Below are 22,127 nucleotides of genomic sequence, written 5' to 3'. Positions count from 1 at the left end.
AGATTAGGATGACATTTACATTGCCTGAGTTACCTTACGCCAAGAATGCGTTAGAACCTCACATTTCCAGTGAAACATTAGAGTATCATTACGGCAAGCATCATCAAGCTTACGTCACCAATTTAAATAAATTAATTCCAGGAACTGAATTTGAAACCATGGATCTGGAAGAGATCATCAAAAAGTCAAATGGCGGCATATTTAACAATGCGGCACAAGTTTGGAATCATACCTTTTACTGGCATTGCCTCAGTCCTAATGGTGGTGGCGAGCCCCAAGGCAAGTTAGCGGAAGCAATTAACAAACATTTTGGCTCATTCAGTGCATTTAAAGAAGAGTTTACAAAAACTGCAATATCTACTTTTGGTTCAGGCTGGGCATGGCTTGTTCAAGATAGTACTGGCGCTTTAAAAATAATCAGCACCAGTAATGCAGGAACGCCCATGACCGAGGGTTTAACCGCGCTATTGACGTGCGATGTATGGGAACATGCATATTATATTGATTACCGCAATGCACGTCCTGACTATGTCTCTGCATTCTGGTCTTTGGTTAATTGGGATTTTGTAGTCAGTAATTTGAAATAAAAACATTCTTTTTACCATGGATACCTTTCCTCATGTAGCATAGGGAAGAAAGTTATGTCTATAATGTGGCCGCACCCTATCTCTCCCTGAAGGGAGAGATAATTTTTGAGTGGAGATCCTTCATTTTTAAGGAAAACATTATGGCTTTAATTACCAGTTACAATCCTATGCCAATAACTTTCACCCATGGAGAAGGAATTTGGTTGTATGACGAACAAGGCAAGGCCTATCTTGACGCTTTAAGTGGGATAGCAGTTTGTGGATTAGGACATTCTCATCCTGATGTCACCAAAACCATACAGCAACAAGCAGCTAAGCTGCTCCATACCTCGAATACCTTTCACATCAAACAACAAGAATTACTTGCCGAAAAACTTACAACTATGGCCGGTATGGAGCAAGTTTTTTTCGCTAATTCAGGTGCTGAAGCCAATGAAGCGGCAATTAAATTGACCCGTCTTTATGGCCATAAAAAGGGAATAGAAACCCCTTCAATTATTGTTATGGAACGAGCGTTCCACGGTCGTACAATGGCTACTTTAACCGCATCAGGAAGTCGAAAAGTACAAGCAGGATTTGAACCCTTAGTACCTGGTTTCATTCGTGCTCCTTTTAATGATTTGGATGCCATTCATACTATTGCAGCAAATAGAGAGGATGTTGTTGCTGTTATGCTCGAACCAATTCAGGGAGAAGGTGGAATTCATGCAGCAGAAGAAAGTTATCTTCGCTCCTTAGCCAAGCTTTGCGAACAACATGATTGGATGCTTATTCTGGATGAAATCCAAACTGGGAATGGCCGCACCGGAAAACTTTTTACCTGCATGCACTATGATATTCAACCTGATATTCTTACTACTGCCAAAGGTTTGGGTAATGGTGTTCCCATAGGCGCCTGCCTGATGAGTAAAAAAGCAAAAGATTTATTTAAACCAGGAAATCATGGTTCGACTTTTGGAGGTAATCCACTTGCTTGTGCCACCGCTTTAACGGTATTGGAAGTCTTGGAGCGTGACAAAATTTGTGAAAAAGTAACAAAAAATAGTCCGCTGTTAATGGAAAAATTAATTAAAAATCTGGGTGAGCATCCCTGTGTTAAGTCGATTCGTGGTAAAGGGTATATGATAGGCATTGAGTTGGACCGCCCCGCCAATGACATGCGTTTACTTGGGTTAGCCAATGGCATACTCTTTAATATTACCGCAGATACAGTGGTACGACTTTTACCTCCATTGATTATCAATGAAGACGAAATCGATGAATTGGTTAAGCGATTAACTTTGACGATCAATCAATTTACTCAAAACTAATTAACCTTCACGAGCTTTTTATTTTAGCCTGTATGCGACGAAGTGAGCGCTTTTAGTATACGGGCTAAGCTTCTTGCTTCATCATTTCAAAAAAATCAATAATCGTATCATAGATTTTTCTTATAACTTGATTCTTTGACTTTAAATTCAAACAAGTATCTTCTTCCGCGTTTCCTGCTTGCAGTTTTTGGCAAATAAGGTCAAACATATGGGCATCAATTTTCGCTAATTCAGGGAGCATGCGATTGATTCGCTCTAAAAAAACATTTTTTTTATTTTTTCTTGATTCAAATAACCTTCTCTCCAGTCTATCCATTAGATCTTGCAGTTCATTTTCGCGGCCACTACATGTGATGCGCATAAAACCATCATGTTTTGACAATCCAAAATAAGACAAAGGTGTAATCATTAGATTGTCTTCAAACAATAAATAATAAGACAGCTCCTCATCCGTCTTCACTAAACCCGACTTCTGTAAAACGCGAACCGCATCTTTGGGCAAAGGCAAACCAAACATATCACTAAAGTCAGCAAGAACATAAAAAGTGGCCTCTACCTGGTATAAAGGGTCTGGCATTGCCGCTCCCATGGCTTTTAATCGCGCAACCACATAATCGACCTTTTTCTTATAGAATGCTGCTATATTATTTTTTTCCTCAGTCCCAAAATTCGCCATGGTTTGAGCATAAGCTGCTTGTGCTGAACGCGGTGCATGAATGAAGTAGCTTATATTTTTATTGAGCATTTCATTCATCAAACTTGATTCAAACACCAAAAGCACTGCCATGCGCTCGCCAGCTGCTGACAAAGCCTTTGTTGCTGAACGCAAAACGATCACTCGTTCTTTAAGGTCGGGAGCAATTTTTAAGAAAGAAGGCATATCTGAAAAGCTCATCTCGGTATAAGCTTCATCAAAAATGATGTACAAATCAGGATACTGACGCAAAACATCTGCAATTTTTCTTAACTCATCTTCGTCAATGATGTTTCCCAAGGGATTTGATGGATTACAAATTAATATGGCCTTTGGCCAACCGTGGTCCATTTCAGCAAGGGAATAAGCCTCTTTAATGCTTTGTTCTGTTGCACGTGCTGTTAGTTTATATCCAGGCTCATCCATCACATGAATAGGATGCAAACAATGCAATGGATTATTGGAATAGGCGCTGTAATAAGGAAAAGGGGTAATAATTCGATATCCCGGCACATCTTCATAATGAGTATTAAAGGTTTCAAATAATACTCGTAAGGCACCAATACCGCCTACAGTAAATAATATGTTTTGCGCTTTAATTTCTGTCCCATACCAGCATGACATGATGTCGGCCATTAATTCTCGTGGCGCGTAATCACCACGAGGATCTCCATAGTCAATGGCAATATCCTCTTCAACCTGGTGAGGGTCTGCTTTCCATTTATTGGTTAAATGGTCTAACTTTTGCCAATATGAAAGATAAGATGCAATCGTATGTGAATTAATAGGATAGGTCGGCTTCCCAAGCCCCGCAAAAATTAATTTTTTTGTTGCGGATAAACCTTGTGCTTGAATTTCGTCTCTTAAAGTATTTGCCCATAATGCCAGCAGCATTACTTTTTCAATTTTATTCGCACAATGTCCATCGGGAGTGAGCATGATATTACCGGATAATCAATTTTGCTTATTATAACAGAATGCAAAATAAAACATGATATCAATTTTAAGAACAATCAATTCAATAAAAATCCTAAATTAATCGGAAGTTAGAGAGCATTTATCTATGCTATGCTTAAAAATATATGGACACTTCTTTTGGTTTTTGTGTCAATGGAGACGAATGACCACGCTCTAAAATACAGAAAATTCATGTTTTTAGATTTGGGCACTCAAAAAATATGCTGAATTAAAATTTTAATTGATCACGGAATAAAATGGCGAAAAAAGAAACTCCCAAAACGGCTAACTTAATTGCTGATTTAGACACGTTACAAAATAAAATCGATCATCTGGAAACACAATATGCCCAATTAAAAAATCTGCTTGATGCCGTGCCTGGAGATGTCTACTGGAAAGATTTAAACGGTGTATGGTCTGGGATGAATCAACGATGTGTCCAAAGTCTTTATCATATGAAATTCATCAATAAATGCGATGAAAATGAAGTTATTGGCAAAACAGATTATGAGATATTCGGCAAGCAAACAGCCGATATTTATCGAACAAATGACCTTGAAGTGATTGAGAAAAATGTTGAATTGTCACGGGAAGAGAGAACGCTTTTACCATCAGGTGAAGAGGTGATTTTACTTTCGACTAAAAGACCTATGTTGGATAAATCAGGGAACATTATTGGCATTCTTGGCAATACCATTGATATTACTCATCTAAAAAAAATCGAATCCGAGCTCAAAAGAGCGAAAGAAAAAGCAGAGGCTGCGAACTATGCCAAAGACGAATTCATCCGCAATATGAGTCATGATATTCGCACTCCTTTAAGTGGGATTATCGGGATCTCCAGCATTCTTGAACAAGAAGCCCACAATTCCCGAGACAAAGAACATGCACACATGATAAACATAAGCGGAGAACAGCTCTTAGCATTACTTAATGGGGTGCTCGATATAATTGCTGCAGGCAGTCAGCAAGAGAACGTAATCAATGAATCCGTATGTAATGTTCATGATTTAATATACAGCATTGCCGATCTGGAACGTCCGACCATTACGTTGAAAAAATTGGATTTATTAATTAGCATCGACTGCGATACTCCCGAATGGATCGCTACAGATACTGTAAAACTGCATCGAATTTTATTAAATCTTTTAGGCAATGCGGTTAAATTCACGGAAAAGGGTTTTATTGAAATTGGAGTCAGGCCCAAATCACATCATGGCAAAACATTAGTTGAATTTTTTGTTAAAGATACTGGCCCGGGAATTAGACCTAAAGATAAAGACAAAATCTTCAAACGCTTTTATCGGGCAACACCTTCATCACAAGGTATTTACTCAGGTCATGGGGTGGGATTACATATAGTGAAACGTTACACCCAGCTTTTAAAAGGCAAGATACGTGTTGACTCAGCAATCCATGCCGGAACCACATTCACACTAACAATTCCTGTGCAGAAGGCAGAAAAACCAGTCAATCTTCAAGAGCCGGCACCTCTTAAGCTCCCGGTAAACAAAACAAGCTCTGAAGAATTAAATAATGCTCCCCTTGTGCTGCTTATTGAAGATAATGCGATTGCTCTAACAATGATAGAAAACCTTTTACAACAAGTTGGCATCCGATTTTTATCGGCCTCAACAGGTAGCAAAGCCTTGGAGCTGTTTCAATCCCATACTTTTGATTGGATATTAAGTGATATTGGTCTACCTGATACTACTGGAATACAATTAGCAAAAAAATTTCGTCAGTATGAACATAGCCATAACCAATCACCCACTCCGATCATTGGTTTGACAGCCCATGCAGTAGCTGATGTTGAAAAAGAATGCTTACAATCCGGGATGAATCAAGTGATAACAAAACCTCTGCGCACCCATTTGTTGCAGGAGCTATTGATTCGCTATAGCAATTCCAAACTTCCATCTCCTAATTTAGGCGCACAGCCTGAATCTATGCTGCAGTTTAATGAATATCCCTTGTTTGATCGTGCTGAAGGTATAAATAATCTAGGTTCAGAAGGAGCCCTCAAAAAGATAGTGCACCTTCTTATTGAAGAAAACACCAAGGATTTAATAAAAACAGCCCAGGCTTGGGAAAAGCAAGATCTGATTGAAATTAATAAGTTAACCCATAAAATGAAAAGCAGCGCGCTTTATTGTGGCACCCTTCGCATGCGCCATACATGCGAAGTCCTTGAGCAACATTTTCAACAAAATCCCGAATTATATCCTCACGCGCTTTATCAACAACTGCTCAAAGTCCATCAGGAAACTGTTGCCGTGCTCCAAGATTGGCTTCAACAATGAATTTGAGTTATAATTGAACCGACTGTTTAATGTTGCCCTAAGGTTGGTCAGCATATACTCAGACTATTAATAGACCGAAACTAATTAAGAGTAAGTATGCCAGGTTATTTATCAATTCATCCACTGACCTTTCCGAATTTATTTCGGAAAGAAAAAATATCGATTGAAGAAATTACTACCCCAGCTATAAGGTACGAGCTAGAGCGAAGTGGTAATGTAATTATTATGCATACGCCCATAAAAGTTGCATCGCTTAAAAAATTCTTTGACGATCTCGCAGCTCGCGAAGATTTATCTCAAATGCATGTTCTGCTTGGAGTTATCGGACAAGGGGCTACCGAAGACCACATAGTCACCATGCATCTGCCTCCAGGGAAGCAACCCCAAGTTTATGACTCCAAATACAGCAATCCGGAACGCTTTTTTTCGACCGCCCCCTCAAAAAATACTATTATCGGAATGCTAAGCGCTGCCTTCCATTCCTTAAATCCATTCGCAAGCCCAGAGCAACATGTTGATTTAAATCATTTAGGGTCCGAACGCATAAATTCTGCAACATATCATGCTTTCGGAACCCAATCCTTTTTTGATGGCGTTACTTGCGGTTATCATACGGCTCAGCTCATCAAAATTTTTGCGCCTATTCTCGAGCATGGTGATAATCCAAATCCGAGTGAGCTTTTGAACGCTTCCATTAATCCTATAACGAGCTCGGCAAAGATACTTGAAGAGAATGCCCCCGATTTGGTACAAGTTTCCTTTTTTTCCTTTTTGAAAAAGGCCTGGCAAGATACTTTTTTGACTCTAACTGACCCACAGTTTAGAAATCAGTATCATTTTGGCCATTACTTTCTCGGTTGGCCATCCGATCCTAAAGGCTCAAAAATAGCCTATTTTCTTACCTTAAAATTTATTACCGCCCCATTAACAAACTTACTGTCTCTTGCCATTGAGTTTCCACTTAATTTTCTTAGTGAAACATGCTCCTTTTTAAAAAACAGGATCCTCTCCTGGGCGCCGACAAATTGGCTAACCCAAAGCCTACGTAGTGTTTTACTCCTTACAACAATGGGACTGCAAGGATTGTTTAAAGGAGCGAATTATCTGATTCGCACCATTACTTCCCCCATAGTTAGCTTTAAGGAGGCGCAAAAAGTTCATCCTGCTTTAGGATATCTCAGTGCTTTAGCTTCTATATGCTTTATTGGTGCGGCAATTGCAGCTCTGGCGTTTTTTGCACCACCGATTGTGGCAGCTCTAATGCCCTCTATAGGCCCTGGAGCACTTGCCGTGCTAAGTACGTTAGCCTATCCTTTTGTCCAACTGTTTTCTTTAATCAGCGTCTCAATTCCTGCAGCTACAGGGGCCATGCTTTCATTGATTACCGGGGCATCCTTTTTAGGTGCTCTGCATCAGCTAGGCAGGAACACTATTTATCCTCAAAAGAGTCAAGTTATAACGCAACGTGTAGTCAATATTGAAGTATCCCAGGAAGGAAGTAATGTGAGCAAGCATCTATCAGCCCAAGCAAAACCCGTTCATGAAACGACATCTATAAAGAAACAAGAAGATTCTTCTAATGAATGGGTATATTTAGATGAAGAAGACAATTCTTCTCAAGAACATCAGAGACAAAAGGCAGAAACACAAAAAGCCATCGGCCCTAAAAATAACTTCAATCCTAATGGTATTCAAGATAATATAGAATTCAAATTTTAATTACTAGATACCCATTTCCTATGAGCACGCTAGATACACTCATCGCCGAAGTCGATAATGCGCTACGTACTTTATTTCCCCCAGCACAACGGATGAGTACCCGGCCATCGCCTGCACAATCACTTACTGACATCGAGCTTTCTATAAAAGAAAAAAATCATGTCGCGGGCCTCATGCGCGTCAATCATGCCGGAGAGGTCTGTGCCCAGGCACTTTATCAAGGTCAAGCGCTAACAGCGCAATTGCCCCATATAAAAAAACAAATGAGTGATGCTGCAGCAGAAGAAATTGATCATCTCGCTTGGTGTGAAGCGCGATTGACTGAACTGGGTTCAAAACCAAGCCTATTAAATCCTTTCTGGTATGGCGGTTCCATTATATTAGGAGCATTTGCAGGTTTCGTTGGTGATAAAGTAAGTTTAGGTTTTGTTGCAGAAACGGAGCGCCAAGTCTCTGCGCATTTGCAGCGTCATTTACAACAATTGCCTGCAAAAGATAAAAAATCTCAGGCAATTCTCGTTAAAATGAAAGAAGATGAAGAGCACCACGCAACGACAGCGTTGAACGCTGGAGCTATAGAGCTTCCTTACATTGTCAAACAATTGATGCGTGTTGTATCTAAATTAATGACTAAAAGTAGTTACTATGTATAGTAGTCTGGTGAAACAGAGCAAATACGAAATTGAGGATTGAACGTCGTAGCCTAAGATTGCATCCAGGCTTCACTATCCTGCGTTCGCGACGTTTCGCTTAAGCTATAAAGCTATGGCGCAAGGAGCTATTGCTATGGACTCAGCAATTTTATTTACACTTTTTGTTATTTTAGTTGCCTATATCTTTGACTTTATCAATGGGTTTCATGACGCAGCAAACTCTATAGCTACTATTGTTACCACTAAAGTTTTAACCCCGAAGCAAGCCGTAATGTGGGCTGCTTTTTTTAATTTCATTTCGTTTTTAGTATTTAATCTCACGGTAGCAAAAACTATTGGTAGCGGCCTGATTGAGTCTGATTTTGTTGATGACCATTTTATTTTAGCCACCTTGATAGGCGCCATATTCTGGAATCTTGTTACTTGGTATTATGGACTGCCATCAAGCTCATCACATGCGCTTATTGGTGGATTAGCAGGTGCCGCTATTGCCAAAGGTGGTTTTTCATCCCTTAAAATGTCAGGCTTTGCTAAAGTTATTGGCGGGATTTTTATTTCACCAGCACTTGGATTACTCATTGCCCTGCTTATTACTTATTTTTTTTATAAATTTTTACACAGTAGAAATGACCCTAAATTCAAATTATTCAAAGGATTCCAATTATGCTCCTCTGCTCTTCTAAGCTTGACCCATGGCAGCAATGATGGACAAAAAACGATGGGTATCATTTCCATAATACTGTTTTCATCCGCATGGATTGAAGGTCCTTTTTATGTCCCATGTTGGGTGATTATTTCATGTCAGGCGGCAATTAGCCTCGGAACCTTGGCCGGAGGATGGCGGATTGTGCGTACGATGGGAACTAAAATCACAAAACTTGACCCCATGAAGGGATCTGCCGCAGAAACTGGAGCCGCCGTTTCTCTTTTTATTGCAACTCAATGTGGCATCCCAGTCTCAACCACATATACAGTCACCGGAGCAATTACCGGAGTTGGCTTAATTAATGGAGTTGCAGGAACGCATTGGCGCGTTATTAAAAGAATTTTCTTTTCCTGGCTCATTACAATGCCTGCAGCTGCAATAATTTCAGCTGCATTGGTATTAAGCCATATCTAGTCTTTTGCCAAAGCACTATTGGAATAACCATAGGCAAAATAAATCACCAATCCAATAGCCATCCAAATCACAAAGCGAAAAAGGGTCACCAGAGGTAAATGAATAATTAAATAAAAACAACTGAGCATCCCTAAAATAGGGACAAAAGGCATTCCAGGGGTTCTGAACGGCCGATGCATTGTTGGATGTTTATAATGTAAATAAAGTACCCCTGCACAAACAATAAAAAATGCAAATAGAGTACCGACGTTCACTAGTTCGGCCAAAACATGGATTGGTGCAAAGGCAGCAAGTGATGCCATTAAAACACCGCATAGCAAAATAACGCGTATGGGGGTATGAGTATATTGATTGGTTTGCGAAAAAATCTTCGGTAATAAGCCATCGCGTGACATAGCTAACATAACACGTGTTAAGCCATAGAATAAAACTAACATTACGGTAGTCAATCCGGCTATTGCACCAACGCTGATAAAACTGGCCACGGTTTTATAACCTAAAACCAATAAAGCATGGCTGATCGGAGATGCAACATTGAGTGTGCTGTAGTGTGCGATACCCGTTAATAACCCTGAAACAATAATATATAAAACCGTACAAATAAATAATGAGCCGATTATTCCTATAGGTAAGTCCCGTTGTGGATTGATCGCCTCTTCAGCCGCTGTAGAAACTGCGTCAAAGCCAATATAAGCAAAAAATATTAATGATGCCCCCTTAATTACTCCGTCCCATCCAAAAGGTAAAAAGGGTGACCAATTGGGCGGATAAACCTCCCTTGAAGCAATCACAATAAAAAGAAAAATAACAATAAGCTTGATCATCACCATAATATTATTGACTCGGGAACTTGATTTGACCCCCCAAATTAATAATGCGGTTAAAATTGTCATAATGACACATGCTAATAAATTAAAAACTCCACCCTCCGTTGGGCCATGCAAGAGAACTTTGGGGAGATTGATTTTTAAAATCATGAGAAAATCATTGGCATAGCCGCTCCATCCCACAGAAACTGCAGAAACAGAAATGGCATATTCCAATAGCAAATCCCAACCAACAATCCATGCAATTAACTCTCCAAAACCTGCATAAGCATAACCATAAGCACTGCCACATCCACCAATAGATGCAGCCAGTTCAGCATAAGATAAAGCAGCGAAGACGCAAGCTACTCCAGCCAATACATAAGAAAAAATCACTGCAGGGCCCGCATCTAATGCAGCGACAACCCCTGTCAAAATAAAAATACCTGCACCTATAATGGCGCCAATGCCCAAAAAGGTCAGATCAAAGGCAGTAAGACATTTAACAAGATGGGATTCTCCCTCAAATGATGCATTGATCTCTTTTTTACGAAACAAGTCCATGGTATGCTCACGATTTATTACTTCAAAATTCTATTTATTTATAAGCAAGAAAGCTGCCAAATTAATAATATGAAGGTTAGATCATAAAATTATATTTGTAGTTTGGATCCCGCATAGGTTAAAAGTTAAATGAAAAAAACAACCTTACGAATGATCATTATTGGTCTATTAATATTGTTTTCTTTGAATACTTACAGTAACAGATCCTCTACAATTTCATCTACCCCCTCTTCCAATGAAACTAAAGCATCCAGTGCCAATGCAGCAACTCAGAATGAGGAAAAGAAAAAGGATCTCACTGCATTTAAAACCGAAGAGCCCAAAGGATGTAAATATTGGCTTCCTATATTTAAACCTCTTTGTTATCGCTTACATCAAACATGGACTGAAGGCAACAAAGAACTTTATTTCTCTGGTTATGCATGGCATAACCGCTTTACTTATCCTGCTGAACTACTCCGAGAAAAAAAATACAATGAACTCGCTTGGGGGGGCGGATTTGGCAAAGGTTTTTTTGATGAAAAAGGAAATTGGCACGGTCTTTATGCTATTGCCTTCCTCGACTCCCATCGTAACCTTGAACCGACGGTGGGATATGCCTATTTGAAAGTTGCAAAATTAACGCAAAATTTTAAGGCTGGATTGGGTGTTTCTGTATTGGTTACATCACGCCCTGATATCATGCACAATATTCCGTTCCCGGGAGCGGTCCCATGGGCAGGCTTATTTTATAAAAAACTTTCCTTAAAAGCAGCCTATATTCCTGGCTCCTCAACCAATGGAAATGTTCTTTATCTTGTAGGAGCATACACATTTGATAAGTAGGTAAAAATATACTTGGGTGAAGCAAAACTGCATTTTTTAAAAGAATGTGCTATGTTTTATAGAACTTAATTAGAATAATTTTAAAATGAAACCTTTTATTGAACAAGCACAGTTTTATGCCGAGTATCATCAAAACATCCAAACACGTTATACGCATATGGCGGGTGTACCGATTATTATTTTATCGGTAATGATTCTGTTAGGTTTTGTAAAAATTATCGTTCCTGGTGTTTTTGCAACAAATCTGGCCTGTTTAGCTACATTAATTGCCCTAATTTATTACTTTCGTCTGCATTGGCAATTAGCTTTGGCACTTACTCCAATAATGCTTATCCTGTTATTGATTGCAAATTGGTTTAGCCAAGATGGTCCAACAACACTAAGCATCTGGTCGTTTGTCTTCTTTTTTATTGTAGGCTGGGGATTACAATTGTATGGCCATTATCTCGAAGGCAAAAAACCAGCTTTTATGGTTAATTTAAGCCAAGCGCTTATCGCACCGTTATTCCTGGTTGCAGAGCTCTTTTTTATGGCTGGATTCATGCAGTCTTTAAAAGATCAAATATATGGTACAGAAAAAAATACGCTTTAATTCGTTTGCTAAACCTGCGTGAATCCTTACCCTAATTTTACTCCTGCCCATCAGAATAGATCGTTTTGCTTTCCAAGTGAATTTTACGAAAAAACTGATGAATCAGGGGTGAAAGTATGATCACCATAATTGCAATAAATGCCAAACCACTAAACAATGCATAGCATCCTGCAAAGACTTTTCCAGGGATTGTTACCAAATTGGACGCAGGCCCCATTCCAGAAAGAATCATGGACGCATTCATGAATGAATCAACCCAGGACATGTGTTCCAAGTGATGATACCCCAACATCCCTATAAAAAGGGCCATTGCCGTCATTAAAAGCCCGAAAATTGCATTACGGGCCATATGTTGGTACACATTAGCCGGGGTTAAGAATCTTTTTTTCCTTTTCGTTGAAGTTCTCATTCTTACTCCCTATAGACGAACCCCATGCTTAAGTACTGGCAAATTGAGGCATCATTATTTTAAAGCAATGATGAATTTTTTGATTTCGTTTAAAATCTTGATCTATAGTCTGCGCGCTAATGTCGTGTACTGAATATTTTTCTTTAATTTGAGTATCCAATTTAAATTGACGTAAATTGGTAGAAAAATATAAAACGCCATTGGGATTGAGCAAACGCATAGCAGAATTGACCAAAGAAACATGATCCCGCTGAATATCCAAAGTATCCGTCATGCGCTTGGAGTTGGAAAAACTGGGCGGATCTAAAAAAATAACATCAAATCGATCGCGAGCAACTCTCATCCATTCACGGCAATCATATTGCACAAACTGGTGCTTCGATAAATCAAGATGATTTAATTTGAAATTTTCTTCAGCCCATTGCAAATAAGTATTGGACAAATCAACATTGGTGGTCAGAGCTCCAGCTAAAGCCGCATGAACGCTGGCACTGGCCGTATAACAAAAACAGTTGAGAAACCGTGTTCCTGGCTTTAATTTACCAAAACTTAAACGCATTAAGCGATGATCCAGAAATAAACCTGTGTCCAGATAATCATATAAATTCACTTTAAACTTAGCTGGACCTTCTGTAACGACCATGGTTTTTCGACTTTGCCCCAGTTTTTGGTATTGCTCGCTGCCTTTTTGTTGTTTGCGTTGCTTTACTACTAATTTATCGGGTTCCAAACCCAATACTTTGGGGGTAACCTGCATCACCTCTAAACTTCGTTTTTCTGCTTTATGGGTAGGAATACTCGCGGGAGCAGCATATTCCTGGAGGACCGCATAATCGTTATAAATATCAATGGCATATGCAAATTCAGGCAAATCCGCATCATATACTCGATAACAAGAGATATGGTTATTCTTGGCCCATTTTTGTAAATGACGATAATTCTTTTCCAGTCGATTAAAAAACATCTGTGCGCTTTCAGATAGGGTATTGCTCATGAGTCCTTTAAGCTCATTAGTCGCATGAATGTCCAGGCAATAAAGCTTACACTCCAGTGCGCCGTTATAGATGGTGTATTGTTTGCTAGCGCGCAATCCCAGGGCTTTACCTAAAACAGGGTTAGAGGTCAAAACGGCTGCCTGCCAACCTTGATAATGCGCATGCAAAATCTTACCTAGCTGCTGGTAGAGCGGAACTAAATGCGTCGCATCACTAAGGCGTTCACCATAAGGGGGATTGCATATGACTAATCCTCTGGTTGCGGGAGCGTTAACCTCATTCAATGCTTGGGGTTTAAAATGAACCAATGGAGCGACACCCGCGCGTTCAGCATTTGCACGTGCTATAGCAATTATTTTGTGATCTGCATCAGTCCCTAATAATGTTAGTGGTAGCGACTTAACGTGTTGCAAAGCGTCTACTCGCAATTTTTCCCATAATGAAGATTGATGTTGTGCCCAATATTGTAAGGACTGATCTTGACGCAATAATCCTGGAGCAATATGCGCTGCCATCATTGCTGCTTCAATAACCAGAGTACCGGCGCCACAAAAAGGATCATGCAAAGCATAACCCTTAGCTGCTAATTCTGGCCATTTAGCTCGCATAAGTAACGCGGCGGCGACATTTTCTTTTATAGGTGCCGCGCCTGCCTTTTGACGATACCCCCTTTGATGCAAACTATATCCAGTGAGATCAAAGCTCACGGTAACCACATCATTTTTTAAATAGGCATGAATAAGAATTTGCGGTTTTTCTTTATCTACTGTAGGACGTGAACGATCTAACCTACGGAAATGATCTACGATTCCATCTTTAACTACTTGTGCGCCAAACATTGTATTGCGAATGTGCTCAGATGCGCCATGGAATTCTATTGCGATTGTTTTATCATGAGAAAAAACTGTTTGCCAATGAAATTGTGTACACAGTTGATGCAGTGCCTGCTCATTACCTGCATACCCACTAAAAAGAATTAATTGCACGCGATTAGCTATTCTTGACCAGAGGCATAATTTGTATACCGTCAATAAATTGGCCTCTCCGTAAACTCCTTGTGGGCTAACGCGCGTAACCAATAAACCCAAGGACTTTAATTCTTCTTCTAATAAATACTCAAGTCCACGCGGACAGCTTATGAATAAAGAATATTTCATTCTATGGTCGACCTCAAATAGCGGAATAGTGCTTTGGCAGCGCCTGTATTTTTTTCTTTCTGTTGATCATCAACTGCTTTTTTAATTAATTGCCTTAAATGCTGAACATCTTCGGGATGATAGGCTTCAATAAACGCAGTTAATGCTTCTTTACCTTCATTGATCAAGCGATCACGCCAATGTTCAACCTCATGAAATGAAGCAGTTACAGCACTGTCTTCTTCAAGCAAACGCTCATAAGCTGCCAAAATTTCTTCGTGCTCAGCCGCGCGCATTAATTTTCCAATTAATTGAGCCTGTCTTCTTTTGGCACCATGACTTCTAATTGATTTTGCATCGATAATGGCTTTGTACAAATTTTCGGGAAGTGGAAGCAACTCAAGTTTGGACAAACTCAAGTCGATTAATTTTACACCCATTTTCTGCAAAAAATCGGCATCTCGTTTTTTCTGCGATTTACTGACTGGTTCATCCATAGCGTATACTGTTTATTTTAAAATTAGCTAATCATACTATACTTCACACGCTCACAAAATGAGCGCGTGAAGATAAGCTATTATTCTGCTGTTACAAGGGAAGCAGGCGTTGGGGTTTGTGCATAATTTTTGCTGGGTCTAGAGCGTAAATACGAACGCCCTACAGCAAAAAAATTATAAATCAGAATGAATAATAGAAGTAAATGCAACCAGGTAATAGTTAATTGCATAAAAACGGGGATAGTAATAAGGACGCCTAGGCAACCGGAAAGACTTAGGATCATGGTTTTCTTTAAAGGGATTTTATCGTGTTTTAAGAATACCAAAGTAGTTAATGGTTGCTGCATAGCTCCGGCGGTAGTCATAATTGGGAACGCGACTACAGGCGAAATATTCATTAAAAATAGGACGCCTTGAACCATAACAAATAAACCGATTCCCACTGAAGTTAAAGCACCGCACACTACCATTGCTAAAAAGCCTATAACCAATTTCCATGAATGTAATTCGGTTAATTCACCACCAACAGGCAATAGACGGAATTGATGAGAAACTAACAGTAGGATAATTAAAGCAAAACAACAAACCATCGACAAACGAATCGCTTGCTTACTTAAATGACTGACAACAAAACCACCAAGTAAACCACCAACACAAGTACCCATGACTAAAGTGAGCAGAGTAGTCAAATCAACATCAATCAAACTCATAAAAAATAAAGATTCAATCGTTCCAGGAATAACTTGTGCGCCATTATTTACAGCAGGCATTTCATCGTCACGAAAAGTACCCGTGAATTTTGCCAAAGCTACATTAACAGCAAAACTACCAACACCTAAAGTATCGGCAATAAAAGCAATTACGCCGCTTATGCTTAATTTCAAATATTGCATCAGAGATAAAGGTTCGGCAGGCTGTCGAGAGAGCTTAAAAACCATCACTGCGACACAAAGCAGGCTTAATATCAAGATGCTTAAAGTAATAAAAAGGATGACCATTAAAATATTTAAATTAAAGTTAAAAACTTGATAATTATATACTAATTATGTTGATCGGGAAACAACATGTAGAGCAAAAAAAATGCTTTGTGAATTACGCAAGGCCACAAATGGAGCGCATTTGCTCGATTTTTTTTGTGCAGTTGATCGGCCCCTAATCTGCATGAACTCAAGTGAAGCACTTCGCCCACCCAGAACAAGCGAATTCTCGTCCCGGGCAAGAAAAAAGATAGAAATTTAATTGGCCATACAACTGGCGGTACTCACACCTACTTGACCAAACACTGATTTAACCATTTGTGAATCAATGTGCAAATCTTTTGCTGCATACAGCACACCACACGCACCTTGAATAAAGTTCGTCGTAGGAGTCCAGTATTTACTGTTGGCAATGATCATCGTCTGATAAGCCTGTTTAATACCTATGTTCTTAGCCAATAAATAAAATGCCTTATTAAACACCCCACTTGCCGTATGCACAATAAAGCTTTGTCTTTCTTGTGGATTAGATATATGTGATTTTGCATAAGCAACTAATTCAGGATAACTGATTGCGCAATAGGCCCCCTGACTTTGAGCTAAATTTTTATCCAAACAATCTGCGGAACTGCCATCAGACGAAGGAAAATCCATAAAGCGCAAAGCTTTACCAAATGAGTCACGAACAATAGTCTCGCCAATACCCCAGGTTACGGTATTTGGCTCTAGATAAAGTTTATTATAAAGCTGAGGAAACTTGTCCAAGAGATAAGCTCGCGATGCTTGTCCCGCCATATCAGACAACGATTCATTAAGAGCCCCTGACTGATCGTGGTACTCAAGACCTGAATGTTGCTCAGTAAAACCATGCGTTACCTCATGACCTGCAACATCCAGAGATACTAGGGGATAAAAGTCTTCGCCATCGCCAAAAGACATGAATTGCCCATCCCAAAACGCATTGTCATAATGTTGTCCAAAATGGACACGCATGACGAGCTGCATTGGTGCTCCATTAGTATGTTGCAGTGCATTAACGCCATACCACTCTTTATACATATCTACTATAGTCTGGCCAAAATAATACGCATCGTTGGTTGGCGAAAATGCTCCATTGATATTTTCTTCTGTATTCTTATTACAAGGATATTGAAATGGAGTACTCAAAAGATCATTCCAGTCCCAAGCAGACGCCAGATTCACCAATTTTACCTTAGCAGTATTCATAACACATTGGCTGCCATTTTGGGTTACATCCAAGTAAGGCAATCCATCTCGTCCATACCAATACTCATGAACTTTTTCATTGCCGCCTGGGCCAATATCCATAAAATTTTTTATGTTATTCCACTGCTTGGTGATATCACCACTTTGTGCATCTATAATAAAAAATGGCCACGCAGGTTTGTTATCAGCTTGAGTTGTTTTAAATGAAACCTGATAAACCAGTTTCAATTCATTACTTTGACTTGCTCTAATTTGCAACTCACTCAACTCTTCATAAATAGGTGCCTGAGAATTAAAGCTGAACCAGGATTTCTTAGCCAAATCAATAGCTTGTTTCGAAGTCAGAGTTGGTTGTGTATTCAGTTGAATGTCGTTAAGTAAATGTCCGTTTACTTGTGCATCCTCTTTAGTAATCATAACTTGTGCACCAACAACCGGGATTCCTCGATATATTTGTTGATACCGCGTGATTGTTTTTGAGTACTCCTGAGTTTGACTTACTTGTTGCAATGTATTTTTTTCTGCAGTTGGGGCTGCTGTGCGTGCACTTACTTTTGATTGTTGCTTAATTGAAAATTGGTTCAAACTACTTAATGGAGCCTGATACAAATCCAACTCGGTTACTGCAAAAGCATCATAAGTGATAAAAACAAGAGTAAAGCCCAGAATTTTTTTTAACATAAAAATCACTCAAAAAATTCACAATGGCATCATGATGGCATAAAAATAGACAACATCCAAGTGGGTTGTTCAAATATTATTTAATATTAAATTTCAGCAAAATAACTCTTCCTTTTTAAGGTAGAAATCAGCTCTATTACTCTTGCAAAAACGACAGGCTCTGTATAAGGTGGGTATTTAAATCATCTACGGCAGTTAAAAAGCCACCTTAACCTCACTTTAATGAATGGAATTTATATCACGCTAAGGATAATGCATATGATGTTTACTAAAAAATGTACCATACTTTTTCTTGGTCTCTGCGCTACTGTCTCTTCAGCCCAGGCAGGAATTGTGGAACGCTACGTGCAACAAAAACAAGCAGAAAAAATTCCTTTAGTTGCTGAAAAAAAGATTCAACTCGCCTATTTCAAGCAACTTATCGATCATAATGATCCAGCAATAGGAACCTTTTCTCAGCGTTACTATATTGATGAAACTTATGGCCCAACAGATGATTCCCCAGTGTTCTTTTATATTTGCGGTGAAGCGGCTTGTACTAAGCGTGCACTAAATGGTGCCATTAGAACTTATGCACAAAAGTTTCATGCCAAACTCATTGCTCTAGAACATCGATACTATGGTGAGAGCTTACCTTTCAATTCATTGTCCACCGAAAACTTACGCTTTTTAACTACAGAAGCCACTTTGGATGATTTGGCTTATTTTCAACGCCACATAACTAATGAGAAAAACTGGACTGGCAAATGGGTCGCTTTTGGAGGCTCTTATCCTGGTTCATTATCAGCTTATTATCGCTTAAAATTCCCTTATTTAGTTGTTGGTGCCTTAGCTTCATCTGCACCAGTAATGGCTAAGGAAGACTTTATTGAATACGATGCCCATGTGACTCAAGTCGCCGGTTCGCAATGTGCCAACCAAATGCGAGAAGCAGTCGGTGAAGTAGAAGCCAGCATAAACGATGCGACAAAGTGGCCCCAAATGAAAGCTTTGTTCGATGCATCTGCAATCGATGATCCTGTTGATTTTTTATACTTGATCGCGGATACCGGGGCTGCAGCAGTACAATATGGAATGCGTGATGATTTTTGCAATAGCTTATCTGCAAGTCCAACTCCACTTCAAGGTTACGCCGAATTTGCCAAAGAATTATACAAGGACATGCATGTCAGTGCGGTAGAGATGACCGCGCAGGGCGCCATGAGTGAAAACCCCAGTGATTATAAAGATGGCTTAGGCATGCGTCAGTGGTACTATCAATCATGCAAAGAATATGGTTATTGGCAAAATGCCCATCCTAACCCAACGCTTTCTACTCGATCTTCATTAATTAATCTGGATTACCATCACCATGTATGCCAACGCTTGTTTGGCTTAACCCATCCTGCCAACACCATAGAGCTCAATAACACTTTATACACTCCTTTAATGGATATCCTAACCTCCAACATTTATTTTACTAATGGAGAAAACGATCCCTGGTCTACTCTCTCTTTAGCCGAAAAAAATGGAAATGCAATTAATCCCAAATTGGCATATCAATTGATTCAAGGAGCCGCCCATTGCGATGACTTGCATAGCCCTTCCTCCCATGATTCCGACGCATTAAAAGCGGCAAGAAAAACAATGGAATCGTTGTTAGCTGCATGGCTCATGTGACCCTCATCCCTAACCCTTCTCCCCAAAGTGGGAGAAGGGTTAGGGATGGTCACACCAATAAATGGGGAACAAATAAAAGTCGCCTGGCTTTACTCCTATTCACTTATTTATTTCACATCCATTAATCCAGTTTTAGACCAAATTTAGTGAACTTCATTGCATAGGATCGAGCATCACGCGAACGCTTTAGAATCTACCGCTACGAAAATCATCCAAAGCTTGTATTATTTCTTCCTGAGTATTCATTACAAATGGCCCATGTCGAGTTATAGGCTCATGGAGTCTCGCCGCAGCAATCAGAATACATTGGCTTGCTGTCTCTCCTTTCAAAAGCAAAATATCTCCGTCGCCAAGTTTTGCCACAGTATCATGTTGTACTAATTGCTCACCGATACGAACGGTTCCAGAAATCACCAGAAGAATCGTTTGGTAGTCATTGGGAATATGTTGCTGCATACTGGCACCAGGTGGCAAAATAATATCAAATAAAAAAGGTTGGGTAGCAATACCTGTAATTGGCGAATTGGTTCCATTATCGGTCTTACCGGCAATGACTTTAATTCGAGCACCAGAGTCATTTGTTTCCACTGGCAATTGGGCACTTTGCATTTCTTGGTAAAAGGGGGCGCCCATTTTCTCTGCAGCAGGCAAATTTAGCCACAACTGCAAGCCATGTAATTTACAATTAGCTGAGGGCATTTCTGAGTGGATAATTCCTCTTCCGGCAGTCATCCATTGAACATCGCCTGCAGCGATAACTCCTTTATGTCCTTTATTGTCTTCATGAGTAATACTGCCATCGAGTAAATAAGTAATTGTCTCAAAACCACGATGTGGATGGGAAGGAAAGCCAGCCATATAATCCAAAGGATCCGCGCTATTGAAATAATCAAGTAAAAGAAGAGGCTCAAAATCATTGCTTCTCTCGATACCAATATAGCGATGTAATTTTACACCAGCACCTTCTCGTACCAGGATACCTTTGATTAATCGCTCTACTTTAATTTCGCTCATGAATACGCTCCATGTTAGCTAACGAAAAACTTTAATTTCCTTCTGCTAATATAGCATAGATCAAAATCCATGATTCGATCTTGGTAAATTAGTTCTTCTCAAAAATTACTTCTCGCACAACATCCTTAATTTTATCCTTCGTAGCATCTCAAGTCATTATGCCCCGTTTTTGAACAAAAAATACCCTGTACTATGCTTATAAAATAAACAGCGCAATTAAAAATAATTACGCTTGGCCAAAAACAACCCGGAGGCCCAAGTTATGTTAGGCAGAGTCGCTCGAGTTACCCCTGTTAGTCCATGCCGTCGTGTGGTTTTAAACCATTTGGCAAAATCTGCTCGCATGGGGAAGATTTTTAGCCCCCTTCGAGATATACCAACCGAAAGTACCCATCATGAGCTTACTAAAAAAGCAACCGTAGATTATCATCAAATGCTAGGCAGTTTGCCAAGTGGACTGGATATAATTCACCGTGGGATGGCAGGCTTTGCTGAAGTGGAAAGCATTGCGACCTATGGAAGATTTGGTGCCGGGAAATATACTAAAAGACCTTTTTCTTTAAACATAGCTGAATTTATACATAAGCCCCAGAGCTGTGTGTTGCTTTCAACATCACCAGATCCATACACCGTTAAAGAATACATGGTAGGATTTCAGCTTATTAGTGCAAAAGGAGCCATTGCATCGATGTGTTTACCTGCAGTATATATTCGACCACAAACAGCACGGCATATCGATGTGGAACAGTTTCAATATTATCAAAGTATTCTCAATGCCCAACAGGCACCTGGAGAATACACCAGAGGTGAAAATATTTTTGATCTTGCTCAGGGAAATAATGAAACAACCGTAGTCTTGGGCGCAACAAAAGAAGATGATTGGCGCCCGCAATTTGATATCGATCTGCATAGTATAGTGCTAGTACAAGGCGCTGGGCGTATTTTAAGTGGTTTTACGAAAGCAGAAACCGTAGATACAACAACGATTATAAACCCCTTCTTTCGTAAACGAATAATGTCCATTGAAATTGCATCAACGACTTCCGCAGAGAGTTCAATGTTTCTGAAGTACGTTGATAAAATGAATGAACGAGCACAAAAATTAGGCGTAGCTAAAGATGGCTATAGAGTTTTAACATTGGCCGATGCCTCTATTATGATGAGCTCACTTAAGTATCTAGAAACGTTGGGAAAATATTCAGCTTCTGATAAGACCATGATATTGCAGGATGTTCCCGCAGAGATTCCTATAGGCTCGGAAGAACTCGTTGAATATGCGCTGCATCTGATCGAAGCAAATCCGGCAAAAGAACTGGTCTCTACAAGCGCCGAGAGTTTGCAGCATAAACTGTAAGTCATAAGGCAAAAGGTCTTTTCTTAGCCCCCAGCAAGGTGAGGGGCT

At 39.7% G+C, this 22,127-nt stretch carries 18 protein-coding genes; 10 read left to right on the top strand and 8 right to left on the bottom strand.

Features of this window, described 5'->3' with window-relative positions; translation table 11 throughout:
- The first annotated feature begins 8 nt into the window (after window positions 1-8).
- Entirely contained in the window at window positions 9-587 is a 579-nt protein-coding gene (sodB, locus tag ELY20_RS08130) for a superoxide dismutase [Fe] (RefSeq protein WP_110142501.1), read from the top strand.
- Window positions 588-727: 140 nt separating this feature from the next.
- Window positions 728-1,897: an aspartate aminotransferase family protein gene (locus ELY20_RS08125; RefSeq protein WP_110142502.1), complete on the top strand. Its 1,170-nt coding sequence runs from the start codon at window positions 728-730 to the stop codon at window positions 1,895-1,897.
- Window positions 1,898-1,961: 64 nt separating this feature from the next.
- Here the strand turns inward: ELY20_RS08125 and ELY20_RS08120 are convergent, their stop codons facing one another.
- A complete protein-coding gene (locus ELY20_RS08120) occupies window positions 1,962-3,530 on the bottom strand; it encodes a pyridoxal phosphate-dependent aminotransferase (RefSeq protein ID WP_110142503.1) in 1,569 nt (522 codons plus the stop codon).
- 275 nt (window positions 3,531-3,805) lie between these two features.
- Here ELY20_RS08120 and ELY20_RS08115 point away from each other — a divergent pair, with 275 nt between their 5' ends.
- The 4 genes from ELY20_RS08115 to ELY20_RS08100 all read left to right on the top strand — a co-directional run bounded on the left by ELY20_RS08115 (window position 3,806) and on the right by ELY20_RS08100 (window position 9,343).
- Complete coding sequence (locus ELY20_RS08115) at window positions 3,806-5,851, top strand: ATP-binding protein (RefSeq protein ID WP_110142504.1); 2,046 nt, start codon at window positions 3,806-3,808, stop codon at window positions 5,849-5,851.
- A gap of 96 nt (window positions 5,852-5,947) precedes the next feature.
- Window positions 5,948-7,570: a hypothetical protein gene (locus tag ELY20_RS08110; protein ID WP_110142505.1), complete on the top strand. Its 1,623-nt coding sequence runs from the start codon at window positions 5,948-5,950 to the stop codon at window positions 7,568-7,570.
- Window positions 7,571-7,590: 20 nt separating this feature from the next.
- Window positions 7,591-8,223, top strand: a complete 633-nt coding sequence (gene coq7, locus ELY20_RS08105) for a 2-polyprenyl-3-methyl-6-methoxy-1,4-benzoquinone monooxygenase (RefSeq protein ID WP_110142506.1) — start codon at window positions 7,591-7,593, stop codon at window positions 8,221-8,223.
- Between the two features lie 133 nt (window positions 8,224-8,356).
- On the top strand, window positions 8,357-9,343 hold the full coding sequence (locus ELY20_RS08100) for an inorganic phosphate transporter (RefSeq protein ID WP_110142507.1): 987 nt from the start codon (window positions 8,357-8,359) through the stop codon (window positions 9,341-9,343).
- Here the strand turns inward: ELY20_RS08100 and ELY20_RS08095 are convergent.
- Window positions 9,340-10,713, bottom strand: coding sequence for an amino acid permease (locus ELY20_RS08095; RefSeq protein WP_110142508.1), 1,374 nt, complete (start codon window positions 10,711-10,713; stop codon window positions 9,340-9,342). The genes ELY20_RS08100 and ELY20_RS08095 overlap by 4 nt on opposite strands.
- Window positions 10,714-10,842: 129 nt before the next feature.
- Between ELY20_RS08095 and pagP the strand changes: the two genes are divergently transcribed.
- Both pagP and ELY20_RS08085 read left to right on the top strand, forming a co-directional pair.
- Window positions 10,843-11,538 carry a lipid IV(A) palmitoyltransferase PagP gene (gene pagP, locus ELY20_RS08090; RefSeq protein ID WP_110142509.1) on the top strand — a complete coding sequence of 232 codons (696 nt, stop codon included), beginning with the start codon at window positions 10,843-10,845 and terminating at the stop codon, window positions 11,536-11,538.
- An 85-nt stretch (window positions 11,539-11,623) separates the two neighbouring features.
- A complete protein-coding gene (locus ELY20_RS08085) occupies window positions 11,624-12,130 on the top strand; it encodes an Mpo1 family 2-hydroxy fatty acid dioxygenase (protein WP_110142510.1) in 507 nt (168 codons plus the stop codon).
- A 37-nt stretch (window positions 12,131-12,167) separates the two neighbouring features.
- Here the strand turns inward: ELY20_RS08085 and ELY20_RS08080 are convergent, their stop codons facing one another.
- The 5 genes from ELY20_RS08080 to ELY20_RS08060 all read right to left on the bottom strand — a co-directional run bounded on the left by ELY20_RS08080 (window position 12,168) and on the right by ELY20_RS08060 (window position 18,052).
- Window positions 12,168-12,539 carry a hypothetical protein gene (locus ELY20_RS08080; protein ID WP_110142511.1) on the bottom strand — a complete coding sequence of 124 codons (372 nt, stop codon included), beginning with the start codon at window positions 12,537-12,539 and terminating at the stop codon, window positions 12,168-12,170.
- A gap of 28 nt (window positions 12,540-12,567) precedes the next feature.
- Window positions 12,568-14,691 (bottom strand): bifunctional 23S rRNA (guanine(2069)-N(7))-methyltransferase RlmK/23S rRNA (guanine(2445)-N(2))-methyltransferase RlmL, encoded by a 2,124-nt coding sequence (gene rlmKL / locus ELY20_RS08075; RefSeq protein ID WP_110142512.1) that lies wholly within the window; start codon window positions 14,689-14,691, stop codon window positions 12,568-12,570.
- The gene (gene yjgA / locus ELY20_RS08070; RefSeq protein ID WP_110142513.1) at window positions 14,688-15,167 is read right to left on the bottom strand and encodes a ribosome biogenesis factor YjgA; all 480 of its coding nucleotides are present in this window, start codon (window positions 15,165-15,167) and stop codon (window positions 14,688-14,690) included. Before yjgA ends, rlmKL begins: the two co-directional genes overlap by 4 nt.
- 80 nt (window positions 15,168-15,247) lie before the next feature.
- Window positions 15,248-16,165 carry a sulfite exporter TauE/SafE family protein gene (locus tag ELY20_RS08065; RefSeq protein WP_110142514.1) on the bottom strand — a complete coding sequence of 306 codons (918 nt, stop codon included), beginning with the start codon at window positions 16,163-16,165 and terminating at the stop codon, window positions 15,248-15,250.
- Window positions 16,166-16,402: 237 nt separating this feature from the next.
- Complete coding sequence (locus ELY20_RS08060) at window positions 16,403-18,052, bottom strand: M4 family metallopeptidase (RefSeq protein WP_110142515.1); 1,650 nt, start codon at window positions 18,050-18,052, stop codon at window positions 16,403-16,405.
- Between the two features lie 258 nt (window positions 18,053-18,310).
- On the opposite strand from ELY20_RS08060, the gene ELY20_RS08055 reads away from it, so the two are divergent.
- Complete coding sequence (locus ELY20_RS08055; protein WP_110142516.1) at window positions 18,311-19,711, top strand: S28 family serine protease; 1,401 nt, start codon at window positions 18,311-18,313, stop codon at window positions 19,709-19,711.
- Between the two features lie 186 nt (window positions 19,712-19,897).
- Here ELY20_RS08055 and ELY20_RS08050 read toward each other — a convergent pair whose 3' ends face one another.
- Complete coding sequence (locus ELY20_RS08050; protein ID WP_110142517.1) at window positions 19,898-20,725, bottom strand: pirin family protein; 828 nt, start codon at window positions 20,723-20,725, stop codon at window positions 19,898-19,900.
- A 262-nt stretch (window positions 20,726-20,987) separates the two neighbouring features.
- Between ELY20_RS08050 and ELY20_RS08045 the strand changes: the two genes are divergently transcribed.
- Window positions 20,988-22,079, top strand: coding sequence for a hypothetical protein (locus ELY20_RS08045; protein ID WP_110142518.1), 1,092 nt, complete (start codon window positions 20,988-20,990; stop codon window positions 22,077-22,079).
- Window positions 22,080-22,127 lie beyond the last annotated feature (48 nt).

This window comes from Legionella qingyii (genome assembly GCF_003990155.1).
Taxonomy (GTDB): domain Bacteria; phylum Pseudomonadota; class Gammaproteobacteria; order Legionellales; family Legionellaceae; genus Legionella; species Legionella qingyii.
This window is presented reverse-complemented; position numbering and strand designations above follow the sequence as displayed.